Annotated in this window: 23 protein-coding genes and 2 pseudogenes; 17 read left to right on the top strand and 8 right to left on the bottom strand. The window is 61.0% G+C overall.

From position 1 onward, the window contains the following. Nucleotides 1-72: 72 nt before the first annotated feature. Both BBBF_RS03875 and BBBF_RS03870 read right to left on the bottom strand, forming a co-directional pair. Nucleotides 73-1,056, bottom strand: coding sequence for an ABC transporter ATP-binding protein (locus tag BBBF_RS03875; RefSeq protein ID WP_013363387.1), 984 nt, complete (start codon nt 1,054-1,056; stop codon nt 73-75). A 147-nt stretch (nt 1,057-1,203) separates the two neighbouring features. After that, complete coding sequence (locus BBBF_RS03870) at nt 1,204-1,467, bottom strand: cation transporting ATPase C-terminal domain-containing protein (protein ID WP_003818979.1); 264 nt, start codon at nt 1,465-1,467, stop codon at nt 1,204-1,206. Between the two features lie 62 nt (nt 1,468-1,529). Here BBBF_RS03870 and BBBF_RS03865 point away from each other — a divergent pair, with 62 nt between their 5' ends. Continuing rightward, the gene (locus BBBF_RS03865; protein WP_021648362.1) at nt 1,530-2,813 is read left to right on the top strand and encodes a sensor histidine kinase; all 1,284 of its coding nucleotides are present in this window, start codon (nt 1,530-1,532) and stop codon (nt 2,811-2,813) included. Continuing rightward, nucleotides 2,810-3,502 carry a response regulator transcription factor gene (locus tag BBBF_RS03860; protein WP_021648363.1) on the top strand — a complete coding sequence of 231 codons (693 nt, stop codon included), beginning with the start codon at nt 2,810-2,812 and terminating at the stop codon, nt 3,500-3,502. The genes BBBF_RS03865 and BBBF_RS03860 overlap by 4 nt, the downstream gene beginning before the upstream one ends. 50 nt (nt 3,503-3,552) lie before the next feature. On the opposite strand, the gene BBBF_RS03855 is transcribed toward BBBF_RS03860, so the two are convergent. From BBBF_RS03855 to BBBF_RS03845, 3 genes are all read right to left on the bottom strand, one after another. Then, on the bottom strand, nt 3,553-4,176 hold the full coding sequence (locus BBBF_RS03855; protein WP_003812798.1) for a DUF47 domain-containing protein: 624 nt from the start codon (nt 4,174-4,176) through the stop codon (nt 3,553-3,555). A 50-nt stretch (nt 4,177-4,226) separates the two neighbouring features. Then, nucleotides 4,227-5,279 (bottom strand): inorganic phosphate transporter, encoded by a 1,053-nt coding sequence (locus BBBF_RS03850; RefSeq protein ID WP_003817356.1) that lies wholly within the window; start codon nt 5,277-5,279, stop codon nt 4,227-4,229. A gap of 247 nt (nt 5,280-5,526) precedes the next feature. Then, nucleotides 5,527-8,004, bottom strand: coding sequence for a phosphoketolase (locus BBBF_RS03845; protein WP_003817358.1), 2,478 nt, complete (start codon nt 8,002-8,004; stop codon nt 5,527-5,529). Between the two features lie 528 nt (nt 8,005-8,532). On the opposite strand from BBBF_RS03845, the gene guaA reads away from it, so the two are divergent. The 7 genes and pseudogenes from guaA to BBBF_RS03825 all read left to right on the top strand — a co-directional run bounded on the left by guaA (nt 8,533) and on the right by BBBF_RS03825 (nt 16,154). Further along, complete coding sequence (guaA, locus tag BBBF_RS03840; RefSeq protein ID WP_021648365.1) at nt 8,533-10,095, top strand: glutamine-hydrolyzing GMP synthase; 1,563 nt, start codon at nt 8,533-8,535, stop codon at nt 10,093-10,095. Nucleotides 10,096-10,426: 331 nt separating this feature from the next. After that, nucleotides 10,427-10,972 (top strand): zinc-ribbon domain-containing protein, encoded by a 546-nt coding sequence (locus BBBF_RS10070; RefSeq protein ID WP_196488165.1) that lies wholly within the window; start codon nt 10,427-10,429, stop codon nt 10,970-10,972. Nucleotides 10,973-10,991: 19 nt separating this feature from the next. Beyond that, complete coding sequence (locus BBBF_RS10065) at nt 10,992-11,126, top strand: DUF4339 domain-containing protein (protein WP_196488164.1); 135 nt, start codon at nt 10,992-10,994, stop codon at nt 11,124-11,126. Between the two features lie 2 nt (nt 11,127-11,128). Next, complete coding sequence (locus BBBF_RS09815; RefSeq protein WP_126436134.1) at nt 11,129-11,836, top strand: hypothetical protein; 708 nt, start codon at nt 11,129-11,131, stop codon at nt 11,834-11,836. 502 nt (nt 11,837-12,338) lie between these two features. Continuing rightward, nucleotides 12,339-12,847: pseudogene (locus BBBF_RS03835) on the top strand (DUF1846 domain-containing protein); the annotation flags it as partial. Nucleotides 12,848-12,972: 125 nt separating this feature from the next. Further along, complete coding sequence (gene pta / locus BBBF_RS03830) at nt 12,973-14,643, top strand: phosphate acetyltransferase (RefSeq protein ID WP_003812775.1); 1,671 nt, start codon at nt 12,973-12,975, stop codon at nt 14,641-14,643. Nucleotides 14,644-14,924: 281 nt separating this feature from the next. Continuing rightward, entirely contained in the window at nt 14,925-16,154 is a 1,230-nt protein-coding gene (locus tag BBBF_RS03825; protein ID WP_003812773.1) for an acetate/propionate family kinase, read from the top strand. A gap of 113 nt (nt 16,155-16,267) precedes the next feature. On the opposite strand, the gene aroA is transcribed toward BBBF_RS03825, so the two are convergent. Beyond that, nucleotides 16,268-17,626: a 3-phosphoshikimate 1-carboxyvinyltransferase gene (gene aroA / locus BBBF_RS03820; protein ID WP_179664896.1), complete on the bottom strand. Its 1,359-nt coding sequence runs from the start codon at nt 17,624-17,626 to the stop codon at nt 16,268-16,270. A gap of 193 nt (nt 17,627-17,819) precedes the next feature. On the opposite strand from aroA, the gene BBBF_RS03815 reads away from it, so the two are divergent. From BBBF_RS03815 to BBBF_RS03805, 3 genes are all read left to right on the top strand, one after another. Then, a complete protein-coding gene (locus BBBF_RS03815) occupies nt 17,820-18,437 on the top strand; it encodes a Type 1 glutamine amidotransferase-like domain-containing protein (protein WP_003821085.1) in 618 nt (205 codons plus the stop codon). Between the two features lie 478 nt (nt 18,438-18,915). Next, nucleotides 18,916-19,728 (top strand): hypothetical protein, encoded by an 813-nt coding sequence (locus BBBF_RS03810; RefSeq protein ID WP_003812763.1) that lies wholly within the window; start codon nt 18,916-18,918, stop codon nt 19,726-19,728. A 141-nt stretch (nt 19,729-19,869) separates the two neighbouring features. After that, a complete protein-coding gene (locus BBBF_RS03805) occupies nt 19,870-20,577 on the top strand; it encodes a PP2C family serine/threonine-protein phosphatase (RefSeq protein ID WP_021648372.1) in 708 nt (235 codons plus the stop codon). Nucleotides 20,578-20,671: 94 nt separating this feature from the next. Here the strand turns inward: BBBF_RS03805 and BBBF_RS03800 are convergent, their stop codons facing one another. Together BBBF_RS03800 and BBBF_RS03795 are read right to left on the bottom strand one after the other, a co-directional pair. After that, a complete protein-coding gene (locus tag BBBF_RS03800; protein ID WP_003812758.1) occupies nt 20,672-21,220 on the bottom strand; it encodes a DJ-1/PfpI/YhbO family deglycase/protease in 549 nt (182 codons plus the stop codon). Nucleotides 21,221-21,345: 125 nt separating this feature from the next. Beyond that, on the bottom strand, nt 21,346-22,206 hold the full coding sequence (locus BBBF_RS03795; protein WP_021648373.1) for an aldo/keto reductase: 861 nt from the start codon (nt 22,204-22,206) through the stop codon (nt 21,346-21,348). A gap of 165 nt (nt 22,207-22,371) precedes the next feature. On the opposite strand from BBBF_RS03795, the gene BBBF_RS03790 reads away from it, so the two are divergent. The 5 genes and pseudogenes from BBBF_RS03790 to BBBF_RS10705 all read left to right on the top strand — a co-directional run. After that, nucleotides 22,372-22,773, top strand: a complete 402-nt coding sequence (locus tag BBBF_RS03790; RefSeq protein ID WP_021648374.1) for a MerR family transcriptional regulator — start codon at nt 22,372-22,374, stop codon at nt 22,771-22,773. A 113-nt stretch (nt 22,774-22,886) separates the two neighbouring features. Then, nucleotides 22,887-23,324, top strand: a complete 438-nt coding sequence (locus tag BBBF_RS03785; protein WP_003812752.1) for a MarR family winged helix-turn-helix transcriptional regulator — start codon at nt 22,887-22,889, stop codon at nt 23,322-23,324. A 134-nt stretch (nt 23,325-23,458) separates the two neighbouring features. After that, a complete protein-coding gene (locus tag BBBF_RS03780; protein WP_230306890.1) occupies nt 23,459-23,656 on the top strand; it encodes a hypothetical protein in 198 nt (65 codons plus the stop codon). A gap of 236 nt (nt 23,657-23,892) precedes the next feature. Beyond that, entirely contained in the window at nt 23,893-24,123 is a 231-nt protein-coding gene (locus tag BBBF_RS03775) for a GNAT family protein (RefSeq protein WP_017143347.1), read from the top strand. A gap of 48 nt (nt 24,124-24,171) precedes the next feature. Then, nucleotides 24,172-24,279, top strand: a pseudogene (locus tag BBBF_RS10705) (GNAT family N-acetyltransferase); the annotation flags it as partial. Nucleotides 24,280-24,317: the final 38 nt, after the last annotated feature.

Here is a 24,317-nt window from a genome sequence, read left to right as displayed (position 1 = left end):
CCGACTGAGGGTGGTTGTTGCAAGGCCACCCCCACTCGCTTCGCGGGAGCCCCGCCAGCAGGGGCAAGATGGTCAGTCCCTCAGTGCCTTGCCGGTGAGTTCGAGGAACACGTCGTTGAGGGTGGGCGGGCGACTGGTCAGGTGGCCGATGTTGGCGCCGGAGCGTTTCACCGCGTCGAGCACGTCGGTCAGGTTGTGTTCGCCGCGCCGGCATCGCACGTCGAGTTCCTTGCCGTCGTAGGTGGCTTCGATTACGCACGGCAGCGCACGGACCTCAGCCATCGCCGAATCCGCCAGATCGAGCGTTTCGATGGTGATGCGCTCGCCGGTATCGATCATGCTCTTAAGTTCGTCGGAGGTGCCGAGCGCCAGGTGCCGGCCGTGGTCCATGATGAGGATGCGGTCGCAGATCTGCTCGACCTCCTCCATGTAATGGCTGGTGTAGATCACTGTGGCGCCGGCCTGGTTGAGCCGCTGGATGCCTTCCAGAATCGAATTGCGGCTTTGCGGGTCGACAGCGACCGTGGGTTCGTCGAAGAAGATCAGGTCAGGCTTGTGCGCGATGCCGCAGGCGATGTTCAGGCGTCGCAGCAGACCGCCGGACAGTTTGCCGGGCCGGAACTTGCGGAAGTCCTGGAGTCCGACGAATTCGATGGACTCCTCGACCAGCGGCGCGCGGTCAGTTTTCTTCGGCACGTACAGCGAGCAGAAGTAGTCGATGTTTTCCGTGACGGTCAGTTCGTTGAATACGGCCACGTTCTGCGGCACGATGCCGATGCGCCGTTTCAGCGCGTATGAGGTCGGCGTCATCGGCTGGCCGAGTACGCGGATCGTGCCCGAATCGTAGGTGAGCAGCGCGAGGATGCAGTTGATCGCCGTGGTCTTGCCGGAGCCGTTCGGCCCGAGCAGGCCGAAGATCTCGCCTTGCGTCACGTCGAGGTCGAAATAGTCGAGCGCCACCATGTCACCGTAGCGTTTGACCAGTTGACTGACATGCACGGCCGGTACTGCGTCGGGTGCCACATCGCGTCCGGGGGCTGTGTTGTCGGTTGCCATAGCCGCTCCTTTCTTTGATGATTACATCATCCCAAGAAAGTGTCGGCGATCGCCACCTGCAAACGTCACGACTTGGCCGCGCACCCGTGACATTTGTCATCATCTCGCGGCGCCACTTGCCCCCGCCAGCGGGGGGGGCGGAGCACGCTATACCCGCTCGGTTGGGAAAGAATGCCGCCAGATGAGTTTGCGCAGTTCCTCTATGCCGAGGATCACGAACGGGATGCAGCACAGGTATACGCAGTCGTCCCAGCCCAGGGGCGCGGTGTGGAACACGGTCTGCAATACCGGCACTTCGGTGATGAGCACGAGCAGCACGATCTCGGTCACGATGCCGATGTTGATGGTTCGGTTGGAGAACAGACCCACCGTCAGGGAGCCGCCACGCGGATTATCCGCCACGATCGGCATGTTCGTGGAGTTCCTTCCACCGCTAGACTGGTATTGAAACGAATGACGATCCGGGAGGTGCCATGCGCGTGTTGGCCGAGGAGGGTGTTCTGCTCGCGTTGGGCACCGTGCTCGCCGTGATGACCGGGATCCGCACCGATGCCGTGTTCATCGCGGGGCTTCTGCTGGCCGTCTCCGTCACCGGACTGGTCGAATGGCTGCATGCCGATGAACGATGGCCGTGGTTGCCTTGCGTGGCGTATCTGATCGTCGCCGCGGCAGTGCCCGCATGGTGCTCGTTCATGCCGCTTGTCGCCTACGATATGGCGCGTCTGGCTGCCGCAGGGCGCCCTTCGCGGCTGGTAACGGCCGTGCGCTGGCTATGGGTGTTGCCGTTTGCGGCGCTGTGGTTCGTCCGCGTGTCACATGCCGGTGTCGCGGCCGAAGCCGCAGATGCCAACAGCCATATGCAGGCGCTGGCTCTTACGTTGACCGCGTTGCTCGGATTCGTCGCGGGACGGTCCCGCGAGGCTTCGGATGGGAATCGACGTGCGCTGCTGCACGCTCAGGATATGGCCCGTGAAGCCTCCCGTTCCGTCCGCTCGCGCATCGCCGATATCGATGAGGAGCGCGCGCAGTCGGTCCGCATGGCGACGCTCGGCGAACGCACGCGTATCGCCCGCGAGATCCACGACAATGTGGGGCACCTGCTGACTCGTGCGATCATGCAGGCGCAGGCCGGCAGGGCCGTGGCCGAGGCGACCGATGACGAGGTCGCGGCCCGTGGATTCACCACGCTGGGCGAGACCTTGGACGATGCGATGACGATGGTGCGCCGCTCGGTACATGACCTTGAGGATGATGGCACCGATTTCGCCGCGCAGATCGAAGCCGCCGTCGCCTCATTCGACGGTATCTCCCCGGACTTCTCGGTGTCGTTGGCGAACGACATCGACACGGCCCCGGCCCCGGTGTCACGCTGCTTCGCGACGGTGATTCGCGAGGCGCTGGCAAACGTCGCGCATCATAGCGAGGCCCATGAGGCGAGCGTGACGCTGCGTGATTTTCCGACATTGTGGCAGTTGGTCGTCCAGGATCCAGGGCCCGCGATCCGCGCCCGTGATGCCCGCGGGCGGTGCCGGACGGACGGGGAGCCGCCTCGCGGCATGGGACTCACCGACATCGAATCGCGCGTGCGCTCAATCGGCGGAACCGCCCTGTGCGGCCCGTATGATGGCGGATGGCGCGTGTTCGTGTCCGTGCCGAAGCAACGTTGGCATGCATCCCCGGAATCTTGCGCGAAAACAGACCAGCCGGCATTCATGAAGACGACTGCCGGCACATTAGGGAACAGGGGGAAGCTATGAGAATCGCGATCGTGGACGACGACCCGATCGTCTGTCAGTCGCTGGAGACGATCCTGACCGCCACCGACACCGCCGACGTGCTATGGAGCGCCAACGACGGCGGCGCGGCGATTCGCAGGTATTTCGAGTCGCCGGAGAATCATCCGGATATCCTGCTCATCGACATACAGATGCCCGGCATGAACGGGCTGGACGCCGCGCGGGAGATCCTGACGAAGGATCCGGCGGCACGTATCCTGTTCCTGACCACGTTCTCTGACCAGGCCTATATCGAGCAGGCGATGCGGCTCGGGACAAAAGGCTATCTCATCAAGCAGGATGTGGCGGCGATCGCACCCGCCCTGCATGCGGTGATGGCCGGTCAGGTGGTGCTCGGCGCCGACGTGATCGGCAAACTCACCGGGCCGACGGCCGGTGCCGGATGCAAGGGGCCGGACGACGCCTCGGACACGGCCGGCGACGGCATCCCGCACGGCCGTCGTACGTCTGATGGCATCGATCAGCTGCTGAACGAACGGGAGCGTGACATCGCGGCGCTCGTCGCCGAGGGACTCGACAACCGCGACATCGCCGCCAGACTGTATCTGAGCGAGGGCACCGTGCGCAACCGCATCAGCGCGATGCTCGACAAGCTTGCTCTGACCAACCGCACCCAGCTCGCCATCGCGTGGCTCAACACCCACCGTTAGGCGGCATTCCCGTCCAACGCCGTGGCCGGGACGGGACGGGGGAACCGCTCTCAGCTGTTCTCCATGACGATGTTGTCGACGACATCGGCGACATGCTCGCAATCGTCGGTGCACAGCTCCAGATGCACGTACACCTCGTGCCAGGCGAGCACCTGCAGCGGGTCGGTGCAGGTGGTGTGCAGGCGGCGCATCGCCTCTACGAACAGGCGGTCCGCGTCCTGCTCGATCTTGTTGATGAAGAACACCTGCTCGCGCAGGGTCTTCGACCGCTTGAACCGGGGCAGCTCGCCGATCAGCTCCGCCATCTTCCCGCATGAGCGCTCGACCATGTCGACCAAGTCCAGCGCATCGGGTCGGATCTCCAGCACGTTGTCGTAATACATGCGGTGCAGGGCGCCTTCGATGCGGTCGGTGACGTCATCGAGCACGCTGCTCAGCCGCGCGATGTCGTCCCGGTCGAACGGAGTGATGAATGCGGTGACCAGCTCGTCCATCATGCCGTGACGGACCTCGTCCGCCGCCTGTTCGATGCGATGCATCTCGTCGAATCGTTCCAGCAGACGATCCGGTTCGTAATGGTGCATGACTTCCGACAGCAGATGTGCCGCCTGGCATGCATAATCGGCGCTCTGCTTGAATCCGTCGAAATAGAACGAATCGTTTTTCCTCGCCATATGCTGATCCTTTCTTGAAACGATGACTGATGCCGTGTGCCGGAGCGGTGTCAGAACACCAGCATGAACAGTTTTGCCATGACGTAGCTGATGATGCCGCAGCCGGGGAACGTGAACACCCAGGTGAGCATCATGTCGCGCACGACGCCGAAGTTAATCGCGGACAGCCTGCGCACCGCTCCGACGCCCATGATGGCGCTGGTCTTGGTGTGCGTGGTGGAAACGGGGATGCCGAGCACGGTCATCACCAGCAGGCACAGCGCACTGGACAGGTCCGCGGAAAAGCCTTGGTATTTCTCCAGCCGGACCATGTCCTGCCCGACGGATTTGATGATGCGCTCCCCTCCCACGCTGGTGCCGACACCCATGATCGTGCTGCACAGGATCATCAGCCACACTGGGATGATCACGCCTGCGACACCGGTCTGCCCACTGCAGAACGCCATGCCGAGGAACAGGACGCCGATGAATTTCTGGCCATCCTGCGCGCCGTGCATGAAACTCATGGCCGCGGCCCCGACGATCTGCGCATACGTGAAGAATACGTTGGCGCGCCTGCGGTCAAGCCCCGCGCAGATCAGCGTCACCAGCTTGCACACGATCCAGCCGATGCCAAATCCGAGCAGGAGGCTGGCCGCGAGACCATACAGCACTTTGACCCACTCCCCCATGTTGATGCCGCCGATGCCATCCTGGATGGCGATGGCGGCGCCGGAAAGGCCGGCGATTAGGCTGTGGCTCTCGGACGTGGGGATGCCCAGCAGCGACGCGCCCACACTGTAGACAACGATGGAGAACAGCGCCGCGCACAACGCGATCAGCGCGGCGTTCGTGTCGCCGCCGAAATCGACCATGTTGCTGATGGTGGACGCCACCGAGGCGTTCAGCTGCGTCATGATGAACACACCGAAGAAATTGAGCACCGCGGCCATGATCACCGCCGGACGGATACGTAGGCATCTGGTGGTGACGCAGGTGGCGATGGCGTTGGGGGCGTCGGTCCAGCCGTTCACGAAAATGACGCCGAGCGTCAGCAACGTGGTGATGGCCAGCGCCGGATTCGAACATACCTGTTGGATGAAATATGAGAATGATACATCCAAGAGAGTCATCACCTTCTTCTTCGAGGGACCGTCATGCGGTGGGTCGCATTCAGCGGACGTCTTGATTATATATGGAGATGACTACGTAGTGTGGATTTACCCGTCGTGTCATGACGACTTGTCGGTTTGTAGGCGATGACCATTCTCACGAGCGATATTGTCGCTTGGTGGAGCCTGACGAAAAAAGGGCTTCCGGATTGCTCCGGAAGCCCTTTCAGCTCAGATCCTGATAAGAATCAGGCGATCATCACTCGTTGTCGCCAGCGGTGGCGGCGGTGGCGGTGACGGCGCCCTTCTTGTCGGTCTTGACGCCCGAGTACACCCAGTCGGTGTAGTCCGGGTGGTCGTAGCCCTTGTCGACCGCGAACTGGAACGCTTCCTGACGGAAGTCCTCCAGCTTCTGGATCTCGTCGGCGTACTTGTCGGCGTCGATCATGCGCAGGGCTTCGGCGGTCAGCTCGTAGCGATCCAGCTCGTTCACGCGAACCATGTCGTACGGGGTGGTGGTGGAGCCCTCCTCCTCGTAGCCGTGGACGTTGAAGTTGTCGTGGTTCGGGCGATCGTAGATCAGGCCACGCACGTCGTGGGCGTAGGAGTGGTACGCGAACAGCACCGGCTTGTCGGCGGTGAAGATGTCGGCGAACTCCTCGTCGGTCAGCGCTTCGTCGTTCTCCTTGGCGGACTGCAGGGAGAGCAGATCAGCCACGTTGACGACCTTGAACTTGATGCCCAGGGCCTTCAACTTGTCGGAAGCGGCCATGATCTCCTGGGTCGGGACGTCGCCGGCGGCGGCGAGCACGACCTGAGCCTCATCGTTGGTCTTCGCGGTGGAAGCCCAATCCCAAGCGGCGGCACCCTTGGCGAGCTCGGCACGAGCCTCGTCCAGGGTCAGCCAGGTGGCGGCCGGCTGCTTGCCGGCGATGATGGCGTTGATCTTGTTGGTGGACTTGTAGCACTTCTCGGCGATGGCCAGCAGCATGTTCGCGTCGGTCGCGAAGTAGATGCCGATGACGTGATCGTTGTGGAAGCACTTGTTCAGCAGGACGGAGGTGACACCCGGGTCCTGGTGCGAGAAACCGTTGTGATCCTGACGCCACACGTGCGAGGAGACCAGCAGGTTCATGGAGGCGATCGGCTTGCGCCACGGAATCTCGCGGACGGTAGCCTCAAGCCACTTGGCGTGCTGGTTCAGCATGGAGTCGATCACGTGCACAAAGGACTCGTAGGAGCTCCAGATGCCGTGACGGCCGGTCAGCAGGTAGGCCTCGAGGAAGCCTTCCATCTGGTGCTCGGACAGCTGCTCGACGACCTGGCCGGAGACGTGCATGTGCTCGTCAACCTCGTCGGAGATGTAGCCGGCGTCCCACTGCTTGTTGGTGACCTCGTAAGAAGCCTGCAGACGGTTGGAAGCGGTCTCATCCGGTCCGAAGATGCGGAAGTCGTGCATGTTGTTCTTGATGATGTCGCGGGTGTAGACGCCCAGACGACGGGTGGCCTCGAGCTGGCCCCAGCCGTGTCCGAACTCCTTGACTTCCTTGACCTCGTAGTCCTCGAGCGCCGGCAGCACGAGATCCTTGCGGATCACGCCACCGTTGGCGTTCGGGTTGGCGCCGATGCGCAGCTCGCCCTTCGGCATGAAGGCCAGGACGTCGTCCTTGACGGCGCCGTTGGCGTCGAACAGCTCTTCCGGCTTGTAGGACTCCAGCCAGTTCTTGAGGACCTCGAAGTGGGCCTCGGTGTCGCGAGCGGAAGCCAGCGGCACCTGGTGGGCGCGCCAGGAGCCCTCGGTCTTCTTGCCGTCGATGTACTTCGGGCAGGTCCAGCCCTTCGGGGTGCGGAAGATGATCATCGGGTAGAACGGACGGTGCATGTTGTCCGTGTTCGCCGCGGCCTTGATGTCGCAGATCTCGTCCCACACGGACTCGAACAGCTCGGCGAAGCGACGGTGGATGGACATGTGGTCCTCATCGTCGAAGCCGGCGACGAACTCGTAGGGCTCGTAGCCCATGCCGTGGAAGAACTCGTGGAGCTCTTCGTCGGAGATGCGCGACAGGATGGTCGGGTTGGCGATCTTGTAGCCGTTAAGGTGCAAGATCGGCAGCACGATACCGTCGGTGCGCGGGTTCACGAGCTTGTTGGACTGCCAGCCGGTGGCCAGCGGGCCGGTCTCGGCCTCACCATCGCCGACGATGCAGGGAACGAACAGGCTCGGGTTGTCCATGATCGCGCCATAGGCGTGGGACAGGGCGTAACCCAGCTCGCCACCCTCGTGGATGGAGCCCGGGGTTTCCGGAGCGAAGTGGGAGGGGATGCCGCCCGGGTAGGAGAACTGGCGGAAGAACTTCTGCAGGCCAGCCTCATCCTTGGTAATGTTGGGGTACGTCTCGGTGTAGGTGCCGTCCAGGTAGGACTGGGAGGTACCGGCGGGGCCACCGTGGCCCGGGCCCATGATGAACACGGTGTTCTGGCCGTGGTCAGCGATGAAGCGGTTGATGTGGCCGATGAGGAAGTTCAGGCCAGGGGTGGTGCCCCAGTGCCCCACCAGACGGTGCTTCACGTCTTCACGGGTGAAGGGTTCCTTCATCAGCGGGTTGCTCCGCAGATAGATCTGGCCGATGGAAAGGTAGTTGGCAACGCGCCAGTACTTGTCCACGCCTTCAAGAGCTTCCTCGGAAACCGGAGCGTTCAGCTTCTTCCAAGGGGTGCCAATAACAGGACTCGTCATGTGTACTCCTGTACTCCTGCACAGTGATGTGCAATTGATCATTATCGTTCGGTCATGGGCTCTCGCGAAGCCTTGCGATTTCGCGGTTGCCCAATCCCAATCGTTCATCATGGTACGTTGAGAGCAAGACTTTTGGCAGCTTTTTTGCATGTGTGTTCGAAAATGTTAGATTAATTGTATGAATTATGAGTGAATAACCGGTGCCCTCACAGGTTATATTACGGCTCCATCCAGTGAGAAACTCTTATTTTCCAACGATTTCAGCGATCTACCGGCACGCCGCGTGTTCATGCAGGCAACAGAACATGCGGCGTGTTGTTCATATTAACAGCGTTAATTGTTCGGTTTTGTGAAACGGTGCGTCGTTCCCGGACGACACCCGCCCATCGCACACGCCAATGTCGGCTCGAATCGCCACAATTGATGTGACATACTGTAAGAAGTCCACACAATACCAATGGCCGCAATCAACGATATCGCCCATACCTATGTATCCGCTATCGCGCGCGGCCGCATGAAGGGAGTCCCATGGCTAACGGCCCGGTGCTTGTCGTCGATTTCGGCGCCCAATACGCGCAGCTCATCGCCCGTCGCGTGCGCGAGGCGAACGTGTATTCGGAGCTTGTCCCCCATTCCATGCCGGTAGACGAGATGCTCGCCAAGGACCCGCAGGCCATCATCCTGTCCGGCGGCCCCGCATCCGTATTCGAGCCCGGCGCCCCGCGCGTCGACCCCAAGCTGTTCGACGCCGGCGTGCCCGTGCTCGGCATCTGCTACGGCTTCCAGGCCATGGCGTACGCGCTCGGCGCCGACGTCGACAAGGCCGCGCTCGGCGAATACGGCAAGACCGACACGACCATCGACAAGACGGACGGGCTGCTCGCCGGCTCCCCGGCCGAGCAGGACACGTGGATGAGCCACGGCGTCGCCGTCAAGACCGCGCCCGCCGGCTTCGAAGTGCTCGCCCACACCGAGGGCGCGCCCGTCGCCGCCATGCAAGACGAGTCCCGCAAGCTCTACGGCGTGCAGTGGCACCCCGAGGTCAAGCACACCCCCTTCGGCCAGAAGCTCATCGAGACGTTCCTCCACCAGTGCGCCGGCCTGCCCGACAACTGGGACGCCTCCTCCATCATCGAGGACCAGGTCGCCAAGATCCGCGAGAAGGTCGGCGACGCCGAAGTGATCTGCGGCCTGTCCGGCGGTGTCGACTCCGCAGTCGCCGCCGCCCTCGTCCACAAGGCCATCGGCGACCAGCTCACCTGCGTGTTCGTCGACCACGGCCTGCTGCGCAAAGGCGAGGTCGAGCAGGTCAAGCACGACTTCGTCGCCGCCACCGGCATCCGACTGATCACCGTCGACGCCGCCGACGACTTCCTCGAAGCGCTCAAGGGCGTCTCCGAGCCCGAGCGCAAGCGCAAGATCATCGGCGAGAAGTTCATCCGCACCTTCGAGAAAGCCCAGCGTCAGGTCCTCGAAGAAGCCGGCGCCCGCGGCAAGGAAGTCAAGTTCCTCGTGCAGGGCACCCTCTACCCCGACGTCGTCGAATCCGGCGGCGGCGACGGCGCGGCCAACATCAAGTCCCACCACAACGTCGGCGGGCTCCCCAAGGACATCAAGTTCCAGCTCATCGAACCGCTGCGCACCCTCTTCAAGGACGAGGTGCGCGCCATCGGCACCGAGCTCGGCCTGCCTGACGAGATCGTCTGGCGCCAGCCCTTCCCCGGTCCGGGCCTGGGCATCCGCATCATCGGCGAAATCACCAGGGAACGCCTCGACCTGCTGCGCGAGGCCGACGCCATCGCCCGCGAAGAGCTCTCCCGCGCCGGCCTCGACCGCGACATCTGGCAGTGCCCGGTCGTGCTACTCGCCGACGTTCACTCGGTGGGCGTCCAAGGCGACGAGCGCACCTACGGCTCCCCCATCGTCCTGCGCCCGGTCAGCTCGGAGGACGCCATGACCGCCGACTGGTCGCGCGTGCCCTACGACGTGCTCGCCACCATCTCCACCCGCATCACCAACGAGTGCCGCCAGATCAACCGCGTCGTCCTCGACTGCACGTCCAAGCCGCCGGCAACGATCGAGTGGGAATAATGCCCGAAAGGCCAAAAAGCCTTGAAAAGGCTGGACTTTTGGGTTACGGAATTGCCCCGTGACAACAAAATGACAACATTTTAGATTATTCAAGAATAAAGAGCTATCTGATTTCTGTTAGAAAAGTCAGATAGCTCTTTTTGTTTTCTCGGATTTAGTCGTTCTTCAGCCGGTCCTTGAACGCCTCTACCAGCGCATCGCTGAGATTCTGTGGTAGGATCAGGAAGAAATGTAGCTTATGGGATGAAAACAAATCCGCTTGTCTAGAATGCCCTCATTTGAAAAAATGACAGTTTTTGCGTTTTGAAATTATTCTGTGGAGGTGTGCAATATGGCTTTTTGCATTAACTGCGGGCAAGAACTTGCGGAGGGAGCAAAATTCTGCGCCAGTTGTGGTAATGCGGTAGATGCATCGCAAAATGGTGCAAAAGAACAAAGAAAAACCGTTTATGACGGAGAATTACATAAATGCACAACTAAAGTTAAGGCCGAAACCGCTGACTATGTAGGAAGATTACGTATTCAGCGTGAAGAGGGACAATATGCTATGCATAAGCAAACTCAATCTGCCAATATTGGTGCGTTTCGGGTTGAAAAACAGGCTGAAGTCGGTATTGCCGGTGCTGAGGCCCTGGGACATATGGGTGAAAACGGTGCAGGTGGAGTTGATTTAGGAAACGGCAGCGCAGGGCTTAATCCTGCCGCTATGATGGCGGGAATGGCTCTCGGCGGTGCTGTCAGTCATAATATTGCCGGAATTATGAACAACTCAATGGCTGGTATTAATCAAACCACACCGAGCGGAGCAACACCTCCACCCGTTCCTGTTGTTGCATATCACATTGCGGTGAACGGGCAAGCAACCGGACCTTTTTGATTTAAATGTATTGCAACAAATGGCTACTTCAGGTCAGTTCAATGCTGATAGTTTGGTATGGAAAAATGGAATGTCTGAGTGGGGTAAGGCAGGCACTATTGATGAATTAAAATCAATGTTTGTTGTTATGCCACCTATTCCTCCGGTTGAATAATTATGAAGATAAATACAGACTTAGTTAAAGGTAAAAAATATTCCTCTGCGGTTAAACCAAACACTCTTAAACATTCTCAGGAATATAGGGTGCTTGCCACTTTGCGTTACTTGTATCCTTCAAAGTTTGATACAATGATTACAGGCGAAGCTCCCGATCTTCAAGACAGTGCAAATAGTACGGGAATTGAGGTTACCGCCGCTGTAAAAGAAGATGATATGAAAGTATCTCGCGCCTTTTCCGAATTAAATCAGGGTAAACCTAAGGATATAGAAAAACGCAAAAATATCATCAAATCAAGCGGATATTTCTTTGTCCCTCTTAAAGATGAAAAGGTTGCGATATCTACCTCCGGAACTACCGACGGAGAGAAACGCTTTTTTCAAGAAAGCATACGAAGAAAGACGAAAAAAATTCAGCAGTACCGATCAAATTTTAAGAGGATGGGACTTGCCATACTTTTGCCCGAAATTCCAACCTCTTATGCAGAAAATCACTTATCTGAGTGGATTACCGAACTGCTTGACGAGTCTGCAAACTTATTTGATTTTGTGTATGTTATTTCTCATCGTTTCTGTTTGTATTATGATACGCAAGCGAAAATTACCGAAAAGCATTCACTCACCCAAGATGAAAGTTTGTCACTCGCTACGATTGGCAGAATGACCGCTGAGGGCGAATTAACAATGACAGATACAGAATGGCAATAACCACTTGATTTATGTGGTGTAATTAAGTATAATATCCTTGTCAGCGTGACAACAAAATGACAACAGGAATTATGATACACCGTAATTCTTGGATAATCTAAGTAATCCTGATAATCGGAGCTAAACGGTCTATACAAAATCGTTTAGGTCACGGTTTCAGAGGGCGAATGGGAGCGAATTTGGAATAACGGAGTGTCCTCGTCGTTGCTCCTCAGTCGCGGTACCTTTGTACAGCTTCCTTCGGTGCGCCTAGAGGCCACACACGTTATTCCAATTCACCGGTGGACTTCGACGATGTGTGCGTTAGCTGCGTTACGGGAAGCTCGACGTACCCTTGTACGCTTTCGCTTCCCGCGCCATGCTACCGCACACATCGCCGAATTTCACTCGTAGATTCTTGTAAGACCCCAGCCGCTTCGCGACTGGGAGGGGGTGGTCCTCGTAAAGAACCCGGTATAATCTGCAGGTACAGCGCTCCGTTCGGACGGGACTCTCACTGCACATGCGACAGGGATTCGACAACAAGAAATATATCGAGCTGCAGGCCGCCAACATTCGAAAGCGCATCGCGCAGTTCGGCGGCAAGCTCTATCTGGAGTTCGGCGGCAAGCTGTTCGATGACTATCACGCGTCACGCGTGCTGCCCGGCTTCGAGCCGGATTCCAAATTCCGCATGCTCAAAAGCCTCGCCGACGACGTGGAGATCGTCATCGCCATCAACGCCAACCACATCGAGAAGGCCAAGATGCGCGGCGACCTCGGCATCACGTACGACGAGGACGTGCTGCGACTCATCGACATCTTCCGCTCGCGCGGATTCCACGGCTGCTCCGTCGTGCTCACCCAGCACGCGGGGCAGCCGGACGCGGACGCCTATCGCCGGCGCCTCGACCAGCTCGGCATCACCTGCTACCTGCACTACCCCATCGCAGGCTACCCCACGACATCGAGCACATCGTCTCCGACGACGGATACGGGCGCAACGACTACATCGTCACCACGCGCCCGGTCGAACCGTCCCGGCCGCATTTACCGCCATGTCAACGCCCGGCAACGAACGATCGGGTACTACAATGTCAGTAAGTGTGAAACAAGGCGGTCACACGAGCAGTACCATCCCCGACGAGGAGACAAACGTGACAACAACGAACATCTACATCGCAAGTCCTGAAGGCGCAAACGGACGCAACGTCGTGGCATACGGCGTGCTCAAGGCGCTGACCACCAAATTCAAGACCACCGTGTTCCGCCCCGCGGTCTCCAATCACGACCACTTCACCCCCATCCTGCTGAACGCCTCCAACGCCGGCCTCGGCGTCGCGCTGTCCACCGGACTGGACATTCACCAGGTGCGCAAGGACAAGGAAGGCTCCCGCGGCGACATCGTCGCGGCGTTCAACGACGCGATGAACGTGTCCCGCGCGGACGCGGCGCTCATCGTCGGCACCGACAAGTCGCACGTCAACGACCCGACCGCCTACGAGTTCAACGCGAACATCGCCGCCGACCTGCAGGCCGGCGTCTTCCTCGCCGTGTGCACCATCGATCGTTGGCCTGACGAGCTCAAGGACACCGTCCGTCTCTCCATCGAAGGCATGGAGGCCGCCGGCAACAAGGTGCTGGGCATCTTCGTGACGGGCTGCGAGCCGCGCCACTCCGTCTCGGTCAAGGACACGCTCGCGGACTTCGGGCTGCCGGTGTGGACGATCCCCCAGATCCCGTTCACCGAAGCGTCACAGGCCGATGCGGCGCTCGCCGCCTTCCAGGCGAACGTGCCGACCGAAGAGGTCCTGCGGGCCATCAACGTCGAGATCGACTTCCCGATCACCTCGTACGCCTTCCAGTACAGCCTGCTCGGCCGCGCCAAGGCGAACAAGAAAACGATCGTGCTGCCCGAAGGCGAAGAGGACCGCATCATCAAGGCGGCCGACTACCTGCTGGAGCGCGAGATCGCGAACCTCATCATCGTGGGCGACAAGGGCGCGATCCTCGCCCGGGGCGCGGAACTCGGTCTGACCCATCTGGGCAAGGCGCGCTTCCAGGCCATGGACGACGAGAACATCCTCAAGCCCATGGTCGCCAAGCTGTGCGAGCTGCGCGCCAAGAAGGGCATGACCGAAGAGCAGGCCCGCAAGCAGCTGACCGACGCGAGCTATTTCGGCACGATGCTCGTCGTGCTCGGTTACGCCGACGGTCTGGTGTCCGGCGCGGTCAACTCCACCGCAAACACCGTGCGTCCGGCGCTGCAGGTCATCAAGACCAAGCCCGGGCAGAGGCTCGTCTCCGGCGCCTTCCTGATGTGCTTCAAGGACCACGTGACCGTGTTCTCCGACTGCGCCATCAACCTCAACCCGGACGCCGAACAGCTCGCGGAGATCGCGCTGCAGTCCGCCGTGACCGCCAAGGCGTTCGGCATCGAGCCCAAGGTCGGCATGCTCTCCTACTCCACCCTCGGCTCCGGCAAGGGGCCGGACGTGGACATCGTCGAAGAGGCCACGCGAATCGTCAAGGAGAAGGCTCCGGACCTGCCCGTCGTCGGCTCCATCCAGTTCGACGCCGCATGGTCGCCCGACGTGGCAGCCACCAAGGCCAAGGGCAACGACGTGGCCGGACACGTCAACGTGTTCGTGTTCCCCGACCTGTGCTCCGGCAACATCGGCTACAAGGCCGTGCAGCGTTCCTCCGGGGCGCTCGCCATCGGCCCCGTGCTGCAGGGCCTCAACAAGCCCGTCAACGACCTCTCACGCGGTGCGACGGTGCAGGACATCATCAACACCATCGCATTGACCGCCATCGAGGCCCAGTGACGCGGGTGTTTTAGCGGTCTCCACGCGATACAGCCGCTCTTTACGACCACCCCCAGTCGCTTCGCGACAGCCCCCGCCAGCGGGGGCACGTGCAATCTGTCGTTCGCTCTTCACCTATAACCAGCCCCGCTGTTTACTTCACGGCTCAGCCCGTCAGCGGGGCTTTTCTCTTTGGTGGCTCTCGGCGAAACCTGCGGCGCTGATTTGTAGCAAGCAGCGAGTAATCTATCAGGTGGAAAGCCGTGTTTCGCGGTACGTATCAATCATGGAGGATGCCCACAATGGCGAAAACCGTCCTTGTCATCAATTCCGGTTCCAGCTCTATCAAGTATCAGCTGGTCGATCTTGAGTCCGGCGAAGGTCTGGCCTCCGGTCTCGTCGAGAAGATCGGCGAACCGGTCGACGGTCACTACAAGCACGAGTACAACGGCGAGAAGCACGAGCTCGAAGAGCCGATCCACGACCACGAGCAGGGCCTCAGGCGCGTGCTCGGCTTCTTCAAGGAGTACGGACCGGACCTGTCCGAAGCAGGCATCGTCGCCGTCGGTCACCGTGTGGTTCAGGGCGGATCCCTCTTCCCGAAGCCGGCCCTCGTGACCGACAAGACCATCAACGCCGTCAAGGACCTGGCCGTGCTCGCCCCGCTGCACAACGGCCCGGAGGCCAAGGGCGCCGAAGTCATGCGCGCGCTGCTGCCCGACGTTCCGCAGATCTTCGTGTTCGATTCCTCCTTCTTCTTCCAGCTGCCGAAGGCGGCCAGCACCTACGCGCTGAACAAGGAGATTGCCGACCAGTACCACATCCGCCGTTACGGCGCCCACGGCACCTCGCACGAGTTCATCTCCTCCGTGGTCCCCGGCGTCATCGGCAAGCCGGCCGAAGGCCTCAAGCAGATCGTGCTGCACATCGGCAACGGAGCCTCCGCCTCCGCCGAGGTTTCCGGCAAGCCGGTCGAGACCTCCATGGGTCTGACCCCGCTTGAAGGCCTGATGATGGGCGGCCGCACCGGCGACATCGACCCGGCCGTGGTCTTCCACCTCATCCGCAACGCCCACATGAACGTGGACGAGCTCGACACCCTGTTCAACAAGCGCTCCGGCATGATGGGCATGACCGGCTTCGGCGACCTGCGCGAGGTTCACCGTCTGGTGGCCGAAGGCAACGAGGACGCCAAGCTGGCCCTCGACGTGTACGTGCACCGCATCGTCAGCTACATCGGCAACTACACCTACCAGATGGGCGGCTGCGACGTAATCACCTTCACCGCCGGCGTCGGCGAGAACGACGACATCGTGCGCAAGATGGTGTGCGACAAGCTCGCCCCGTTCGGCGTCAAGCTGGACGAGGAGAAGAACGCGAAGCGCTCCAAGGAGCCGCGCATCATCTCCACCCCGGACTCCTCCGTGATCATCGCCGTCATCCCGACGAACGAGGAGCTGGCCATCGCCCGCAAGTCCGCCGAAATCGCCGAGAACGGCGCGGACACTTACGGCAACACGTTCACCAAGTGACGAACTGCCGTTAGCAGGCCGCAGTCCGTCTAACGCAAACGGACGAACATAAATGAGGGGCTGATTCCGCTGGGAATCAGCCCCTCATCGTATATCCGTGATATTCGTCGCGGTCACCGCTCCAACATGCCGGTCCACATGCCCACGAAATCGGGCAGTGTCTTGCGCGTGGTCTCCACATTGACGATTCGGACGCCCGGCACGGCCAGCCCGATCATCGCGGCGAACGTCGCCATGCGGTGATCAGCGTAGGATTCCATCACCTCACCGTGCAGACGCTCAACCGGCACAGGAGTGATCTCGATGCCATCCTCCAGTTCGCGGGCCTCTCCCCCGATGCGCGTGATCTCCGTGACCAGCGCCTCCAGACGGTTTGTCTCATGACCACGCAGATGACCGATGCCGAGCATACGGGTCGGAGCATCGGCAAACGCCAGTATCGCCGCGAGCGACGGCGCGATCTCCCCTGCCGCGGTCAGGTCGAAATCACCAAGACCATGCACATGGCCGTCGCCACTCACCTCGCAATACCGCACGCCGTCCTCTTCGGGGAACGAGACGCGCGCGCCCATGCGTTCCAGATATCCCGGCAGCAGTCCACCGGGCTGGGTGGTCTCAACAGGCCAGTGCGGCACGCGCACCGTGCCTCCGGCAATCAAAGCCGCACCGAGGAACGGCGCCGCATTCGACAGGTCAGGTTCGACGACCACGCGTTCCGGCAGCTGCAACGCGGCATGGCCGACTCGCCAGACGCGAGACTCCTCATCAGCGGTCGCATTGCCGCCCGCGCCGTTCACATCAGCGACGGTCATGCGGATATGCGGCAGGCTCGGCATCTTCTCCCCCGTATGCCGCAACTCCAGCCCACCGGGCAGGCGCGACCCGATCAGCAGCAGACCGGAGATGAACTGTGAAGAGCCGGACGAGTCGATGCTCACCTTGGCGGCAGCGGAACCGTCATCGGCCTGTTCACCATCATGACGCGGTGGCGTGATGGTGAACGGCAGCCGGCCGTGCTCGCCGTGGTATTCGACGCGGGCGCCAAGCTGTTCGAGCCCGTCGAGAACCGGCTGCATCGGCCTCGCGTATGCCTGATCGTCTCCATCGAACCGCACCGGGGCGTCCGCGAACAGCGCCAGCCCCGGCACGAAACGCATCACCGTGCCGGCGAGCCCGCAGTACACGCCCACATTGCCGCTGAATCGGCCGGATTCCGGCGGCGTCACCGTGACCGTGGTGTCGTTTTCCGGGTCGATGTCGCAGCGCACACCAAGCGCCGACAGCGCTCCCATCATCAGTTCGGTGTCGCGCGAGCGCAACAGCCCGACAAGCGTGACGGGCTTCGCGCCAAGCACGGCGAGGATCAGGTACCGATTCGACAGGGATTTGCTGCCGGGGATGGTCACGGTCGCGTTCAGCGGGCCGTCAGCGGTCGGGGCCGGCCACAGGTTGTCATTGTTCGTTTCGCTCATGCGTCCAATCGTATCGTCTTCGTTCGAGTTATGGCATTTTCCGTCCGCATCGGCGGAATCGTTCGCGCCCATGTCGTCATTTCCGGCAACCGGGCCAGGCGAGCGCCAAACGCCACCGCGCGCATTCGATCTTTCATCTGTCAGCGCTCTCATGAACGCGGTCCTATACTGGGCGATACGAAAGGAGGCCAGGATGGCGACCATGATGCTCACATCGACGCTGCGCGGAGCCACAGGGATGATCCCGCATGCACTGCCCGGGCTGCACGGCGGTCGACTGGCGTACATCACGACCGCCGCGGCTGTAGAGCCATGGGGGTTCGCGCATACGATGCTGACCCGCCGCCAACTGCGTCAACTGGGATTCCGCGTCACTGAACTGGATGTTTCAACGGCCGCTGCCCCCGACGTGCGGAGCACCCTCTCGGACGCCGACTGCATATATGTCGGCGGCGGCAATTCGTTCTTTCTGCTGCAGGAACTGCGGCGGACCGGCGCGGATGCGCTGCTCGCCGAACGGATAGCCGACGGGATCCCGTATATCGGCGAATCAGCCGGTTCGGTCATCATGTCGCCGGACATCGGCTACTGCTCCATCATGGACCGCACGGATCGCGCCCCGGGTCTGCGCGACTACAAAGGACTCGGTCTGACGGATTTCCATGTGGTGCCGCATCTGGGCAATCCCACGATGGGTCAGGCGGCACGGCTCATCGTCGAACGGTATTCCACGGAGCTCGACCTACGCGCGCTCACTGACCGTCAATCACTGCTCGTCAGGGACGGCGGCACCACCATGTTGCAGTCATGACGGGGCATCACGGTTCGGGCACGACCCCTTTCCGGCGCGATTCGCCATCTTCTCTCCCCCCGGTCATGGGCGAAAAGCCCGGAATCACATCGTCATTGAACCGTATCTACGTTTCGAGGGGTTGATTTCGGTCTCGCCGGACATCTATCTACGTTTCGAGGGGGTGCCAGCCAAGTATGAACGCTCCCAAAACCGTGCAATCCCAGCAGCAAAAAGCGCTTAATACTTCGGATATCGCGTTTGGGCAACCCCCTGAAATGCAGATAGATGTTCCTGATCCATCAGATCAACCCCTCGAAATGTAGATACCACCAATTTCGCCCACACTAATCCCGATTTCACACCTCAAACGGCGATTAGCGCAGCCCGGGACCGCGTTTCCATTCGGAATTATTCAGGCGGCGGCCCACTGGCGACGATAGGATGGTCAACAGCGGCCAGCACCGCAATCACCACCGGCGCCATTAAAGGAACCAGCATGGAATTCGTCATCGGAGCCGTCATCATCATCGCGGCGGTCGCCATCGCGATATGGGCCGCCACCTCGCATCAGGGCGGTGCCGGCGCGGCGCCCGACGCATCGGCATCCGCAACTTCACCGTCGCGGCGCGATGCCGACGGCAAGGTCGTGTCCCGCACCAGTTCGCGCGACGGGGACACCGGCATCGCCACCACCGTGGTCACGCTGAAGGACGGCACGACGACGGTGACCCGCACGATGCCGGACGACAGTAGCACCAGCACCACGACGGCGGGCGGCTTGGGCGCAGGGTCGTTGCAGGAGCTCGCCGCCTCGGTGCAGGCGGAATACCTGTCTCGACTCGGATCATACACGCTCGGCCCCGGCGCTCATGAGGACAGTCGCCGAGAGATGTTCGACGGCCAATGGCGAGACAAACTCGACCGTGCGGCGAACAACTACAACGTGTACTTGCCGTCAGGCTTCCGGCAATTCGACTTCTGCGTCAACCGCGCCATCGACGATTACATGCGCGTAGGCCGACCGTATGGAACACCGAGCGCGTACACATATCGATACAGCGAGCGCACGACGTCATCCTTCAACCCGACCCCTTGCGCATTCGTGTTCGACATGTGCTCGTTCGGCACGCCCGTACCGCAATGGGATGCGGACATGGCCGCCTTGCGCCAGGCCGTGGCATCGACCGGCGAACGCGATGTCACGGAGCGCGACGACGGCAACCACCACATCATACTGGTGGACGGGTCGGTCGGCGACGCGACGCGGAACATCCTCTACCGCGCGTTCGCCCAATGCGCACGGGCCTGATGATGCGTATCATAGAGCGGTATTGCCGGGGCAAGCGGAACGACCAGTCGCTCAACGAGGACGGGATGCTGGTCACGGATGACTTCGCGGCCGTCGTGGATGGGGTGACAAGCAAAAGCGTGCGGCATCTGTGGCGGCGTCGTGGCGAAGGATCTGATGCTCGGCATCATCGGTGGCATGCCTGCGGATGCATCGATGCGACAGATGCAGCGGGCGGTTGACGAATGTTTCCAGGCCCGCTACCGCTCGCATGAGGCCGGAATTCGGGTGTTCGCGGATGAGCCAGTGGAACGTCTGCAGGTCAACGCAGTGGTATACAGCGCCCGGCGGCATGAGGCGTGGCTGTTCGGGGACTGCCAGATCATGGTCAATGGCGTGCAGACGCCGACGACCAAGGATGTCGATGTGTTGCTCGGTGATCTGCGCGCGTTCACGGTGCTTGCGCTGCGAGAGATGCAGGACGGCACGCCCGACGTCCCGATATCCGGCTCGTTCGGCGCACCGGCTTCCGATGCGGCGCCGAAGGACCCGTCGCGCGCGATGATACTGCCGTTCCTGCGGTTGCAATCGCAGTTCGCGAACAAACGAGGGCCGTTCGGCTACTTCGTGTTCGACGGGTTCACCGACATGACGTACCCCATCCGCACTGTGCCCGTCTCTCCCGGCGATGAGGTGGTGCTCGCGTCTGATGGCTATCCGCTGCTGCGGCCCACGCTCGACGAATCGGAACGCGAGCTGCAGCGGCTTCGCAGCGAAGATCCGGATCTGATTGACCGGTATCGGTCGACCAAGGGGTTTCAGGGTCGCGCGACTTTCGACGATCTCACATATCTGCGTTTCATCGCCTGAGCGGCTTAGGCTGTCGCTCGCCTGGCCGCGCGGCGAGGCCGGCTGGAACGATGGCCCATCCGACTTCGCCGCCGCCCGTCCCGAGTCGGATGAGTCAGGCCAGGGTCTTTTTGATGGCGTCGACGAAGTAGTCGAGGTCGGCGGGCTTGCGGGAAGTGATGAGGCGCCAGCCGTTGGCGTCATCGATGTGCAGCTGCTCGTCCACGTAATGGCCGCCCGCGTTCTCGATATCGGCACGAATGTAGCGGCAGGGGGCGGCGGTCTTCCCTGCGATGAGTCCGGCATTGACCAGCAGCCATGCGCCGTGGCAGATCGCGGCGATCGGCTTGCCTTCGTGGGCGAATTCCTGCGCGATTGCGATGGCGTCCTCGTTCACGCGGATGCGGTCGACGTTGCAGGTGCCGCCGGGCACCACCAGCAGGTCGTAATCACCGGCGTTGACGTCTGACAGCAGCGCGTCCGGGGTGAGCGTCTCGCCCTCGTACCGGTCGTGGCTGACTGTTTCGCACGGGTCGAGCGTCGCGGCGGCGAGCGTCACTGCGGCTCCTGCGGCCTTGAGGTCACGCAACGGGCGGGTCAGCTCGGTTTCCTCGATGCCCCAATTGTTCACGATGATCAGTACCTTGGCGTTCTCGACGGCCATGGCTCCTCCTTGTTTGTTTGCGTTTCCGCGATGCGGCGAAATATCGCTTCCATCATGCCCGCTTGCCTGTCCGTCGCTACGTTTCAGGCCGTCGGCGAAGAGCTATATGCACCGCCTCCGGCAGGTCATTCCCGTCCGGCGCGCTCTTTGACCAGCGTGGCCATTCGTTCGACAGCCGCGGGCGTGGCGTGGTCGAAGAACAGGCTGGTGCGGGTGTCGAGCGCGGCGATCGACGCCATGTCGTCGTCCGTCAGCGTGAAGTCGAAGATATCGATGTTCTGCGCCATGCGTTCCTTGTGCGTCGACTTCGGCAATGCGACGATGTCGCGCTGCATGAGCCAGCGCAGAATCACCTGGGCGGGTGACTTGCCGTGCCGCTCGCCGATGGCGACGAGCGTCGGATTGGTGAACATGCCGGACTTGCCTTCGCCGAACGGCGCCCACGCCTCCTGCACCACACCGTGTTCTGCCATGTAGGCGTGCGCGTCAACCTGCTGGTTGAACGGATTGGTCTCGATCTGGTTGACCATCGGCGCGATCTCGTTGAACGCGATGAGGTCCGCGAGACGGTACGGGAAGAAGTTGCTCACGCCGACGGCGCGCACCACGCCGTCCTTGTAGAGCTTCTCGAGCGCGTGCCATGAGCCGTACACGTCGGAGAACGGCTGGTGGAGCAGCAGCAGGTCGATGTAGTCGGTCTTGAGCTTCCTGAGCGAGACCTCGACCGATTTGAGCGTCTGCTCGTAGCCGTAGTGTTCCAGCCAGACCTTGGTGGTGACGAACAACTCCTTTCGGTCGATGCCGCTGGCCTTGATGCCGTCGCCCACCTCGGATTCGTTGAAGTAGGACTGTGCGGTGTCGATGTGGCGGTAGCCGGTTTCGATGGCGTCGGCGACGCAGCACGCGGTGTCGTCCTTGGCGATCTGGAAGACGCCGTAGCCGAGCTTGGGCATGTCGACGCCATTGCGCAGGGTGATGATCTCCATGGGTATTGCCTTTCGTTGATGTCAGGGTTGGTGTTCCCTCTAACGGGAGCCGTGTTATGACTGCCACTATATTTTCCGGTAGTAGCTACCGGTCAAATCACGACACACCGGTAGAAACTACCGGTAAGCACTGCCGGATAATAAAAGAACGTAAGGAGGGGCACCATGTACACGATGAAGCAGACCTGCGAAGCGACCGGTCTCGCCTACGAGACGTTGAAGTTCTACTGCAACGCCGGTCTGGTGCCGAACCTCAAACGGGATGCCAACAACCGCCGCGTCTTCGACGACCGCAACATCACATGGATCAAAGGTCTGCTGTGCCTACACCGTTGCGGTCTGAGCATCGAAGAAATGCGCCGATACACTGAACTGTGCTTTGAAGGCGAGCCGAGCATCCCCGAGCGCAAGCAGATGCTCGCCGACAAGCGGGCGCGGCTGGTCGAGCAGCTCGCGGAGATTCGGGATTCCATCGACTTCATCGACGCCAAACAGCGCTTCTACGACGGCGTCCTGTCCGGCGACATCCCCTATACCAGCGTGCTCACCCCCCATCCGCCGCGCTAGGCGAGGACGAATAGCCTCGCCCGAATGCGCCGTAACCTGAACTCATTTGTCAAGGTACCTTGTATTACTCATTAGGTACCTTGCAAAAACGATGGAGGCGGACGAACACGACAATGAACGACAAAGCGCTGGCGGAGCTGTTCTATGATGCGGCGCGTATCAGCCATCAACGCGAAACACGACGCGACCATTCGCTGATATACGGCAGCGGCCAGTCGCGCTGCCTGCTGACCGTCAGTGGTCTCGGGCCGGTCAGCCAGCGCCGGCTCGCCGCGATCCTCGGTATACGGTCGGCATCGCTGAGCGAATTGCTCGGCAAAATGGAGGCGCGCGGATGGGTCGCGCGCACTCCCCATCCCGAAGACGGGCGCACCTATCTGGTCGCGCTCACCGAGGAGGGCAAGGCCGAGGCGATGCGCCGACGTGCGGCCGATAACGGAGCCACCGGTAAACTGCTCGAAGTGCTCACCGCTCAGCAGCGCGAACAATTCGCCGAAATCCTCACCGTGATCAAAGAGCACTACCAAGAGCTCGATAAGCAAAACCTTTAGTTGGAACTTGAGCCTCCGCAGAGAGCCAAAAATCGAAACGGAATCATGCCAAACACCACTACACACGTCACAACAACCACCACCGAACAGCACCTCTTAGCAACCACCGTCGCACGTTGATCTTCATCAACATCATGCTCTCGTGCATCGCCACCACCGTCATGGCCACGGCGCTCACCACGGCTCTGCCGCCCATCACCAAGGATTTGGGCGTCAGCATGCAGACCGGCCAGTGGCTCACCAGCGGTTATTCACTGGCCATGGGCGCATGCGCGGCGCCGCTGATCATCATCCCGATCGTGTTCCTGCGCGGCAAGCAGGAGAACCATTGAATCGCGTTTGCGCCAGAACTGGTTGGTTGATTGAAGCCAACGCGACAAGATTCGGTGCGGATCTCGACAATGTGATGTGGCAGTGAGATGCGACCGGGCGCATCAGAATTATCGTGACCTGAATGTCGTGTTGGTCGGTTGGCTCACGAGTTGGCTCACAGACTGCGAGGGATTGCGACGACATCGTTCTCCGCGCCGTATGCCTGATTTCCCTTACACTTTCAGGTATGCGTTTCATGATTCGCAGGTATCGGCCCGATGCCGCGGAGGCCACGATGGCGGTGTTCCGTCGGCCCGCGACCGGCATCGCCTCCCGGGATTACAACAGCGAACAGATTCGCGCATGGGCCGGGCATACCGGCACACCTGGGCAATGGAACGAACGCCGGATAACGGTGCACACATGGGTCGCCGAAACCGCGAAATATCCGCTCGAAGACCCCATACGGGAATCTTCCGAAACCTAGAACGTTCCGGTCGGGTTCATTGACGTCGACAAAGCCGGGTATATCGACATGCTGTTCGTGGATTCCTCATGCTCCCGGCAGGGCGTGGCCTCGCTATTGCTCGGACAAGTCGAGCGGTTCGCCGACGCAGCCGGCATCGATCGGCTCACCGTCCATGCCAGCATCACCGCGCGGCTGTTCTTCATGCAGTGCGG

Origin of the sequence: Bifidobacterium bifidum ATCC 29521 = JCM 1255 = DSM 20456 (assembly GCF_001025135.1) — a bacterium.
In the GTDB taxonomy this organism is placed as follows: domain Bacteria; phylum Actinomycetota; class Actinomycetes; order Actinomycetales; family Bifidobacteriaceae; genus Bifidobacterium; species Bifidobacterium bifidum.
Note: the sequence above shows the minus strand (reverse complement) of the source record. Positions and strands in the feature narration are given on the sequence as shown.

Bases quoted from the DNA above. Each gene is read 5' to 3' on its own strand.
- BBBF_RS03875 (WP_013363387.1), bottom strand. From the start codon at position 1,056: ATGGCAACCGACAACACAGCCCCCGGACGCGATGTGGCACCCGACGCA.
- BBBF_RS03870 (WP_003818979.1), bottom strand. From the start codon at position 1,467: ATGCCGATCGTGGCGGATAATCCGCGTGGCGGCTCCCTGACGGTGGGT.
- BBBF_RS03865 (WP_021648362.1), top strand. From the start codon at position 1,530: ATGCGCGTGTTGGCCGAGGAGGGTGTTCTGCTCGCGTTGGGCACCGTG.
- BBBF_RS03860 (WP_021648363.1), top strand. From the start codon at position 2,810: ATGAGAATCGCGATCGTGGACGACGACCCGATCGTCTGTCAGTCGCTG.
- BBBF_RS03855 (WP_003812798.1), bottom strand. From the start codon at position 4,176: ATGGCGAGGAAAAACGATTCGTTCTATTTCGACGGATTCAAGCAGAGC.
- BBBF_RS03845 (WP_003817358.1), bottom strand. From the start codon at position 8,004: ATGACGAGTCCTGTTATTGGCACCCCTTGGAAGAAGCTGAACGCTCCG.
- guaA (WP_021648365.1), top strand. From the start codon at position 8,533: ATGGCTAACGGCCCGGTGCTTGTCGTCGATTTCGGCGCCCAATACGCG.
- BBBF_RS10070 (WP_196488165.1), top strand. From the start codon at position 10,427: ATGGCTTTTTGCATTAACTGCGGGCAAGAACTTGCGGAGGGAGCAAAA.
- BBBF_RS10065 (WP_196488164.1), top strand. From the start codon at position 10,992: ATGGCTACTTCAGGTCAGTTCAATGCTGATAGTTTGGTATGGAAAAAT.
- BBBF_RS09815 (WP_126436134.1), top strand. From the start codon at position 11,129: ATGAAGATAAATACAGACTTAGTTAAAGGTAAAAAATATTCCTCTGCG.
- BBBF_RS03825 (WP_003812773.1), top strand. From the start codon at position 14,925: ATGGCGAAAACCGTCCTTGTCATCAATTCCGGTTCCAGCTCTATCAAG.
- aroA (WP_179664896.1), bottom strand. From the start codon at position 17,626: ATGAGCGAAACGAACAATGACAACCTGTGGCCGGCCCCGACCGCTGAC.
- BBBF_RS03815 (WP_003821085.1), top strand. From the start codon at position 17,820: ATGGCGACCATGATGCTCACATCGACGCTGCGCGGAGCCACAGGGATG.
- BBBF_RS03810 (WP_003812763.1), top strand. From the start codon at position 18,916: ATGGAATTCGTCATCGGAGCCGTCATCATCATCGCGGCGGTCGCCATC.
- BBBF_RS03800 (WP_003812758.1), bottom strand. From the start codon at position 21,220: ATGGCCGTCGAGAACGCCAAGGTACTGATCATCGTGAACAATTGGGGC.
- BBBF_RS03795 (WP_021648373.1), bottom strand. From the start codon at position 22,206: ATGGAGATCATCACCCTGCGCAATGGCGTCGACATGCCCAAGCTCGGC.
- BBBF_RS03790 (WP_021648374.1), top strand. From the start codon at position 22,372: ATGTACACGATGAAGCAGACCTGCGAAGCGACCGGTCTCGCCTACGAG.
- BBBF_RS03785 (WP_003812752.1), top strand. From the start codon at position 22,887: ATGAACGACAAAGCGCTGGCGGAGCTGTTCTATGATGCGGCGCGTATC.
- BBBF_RS03780 (WP_230306890.1), top strand. From the start codon at position 23,459: ATGCTCTCGTGCATCGCCACCACCGTCATGGCCACGGCGCTCACCACG.
- BBBF_RS03775 (WP_017143347.1), top strand. From the start codon at position 23,893: ATGATTCGCAGGTATCGGCCCGATGCCGCGGAGGCCACGATGGCGGTG.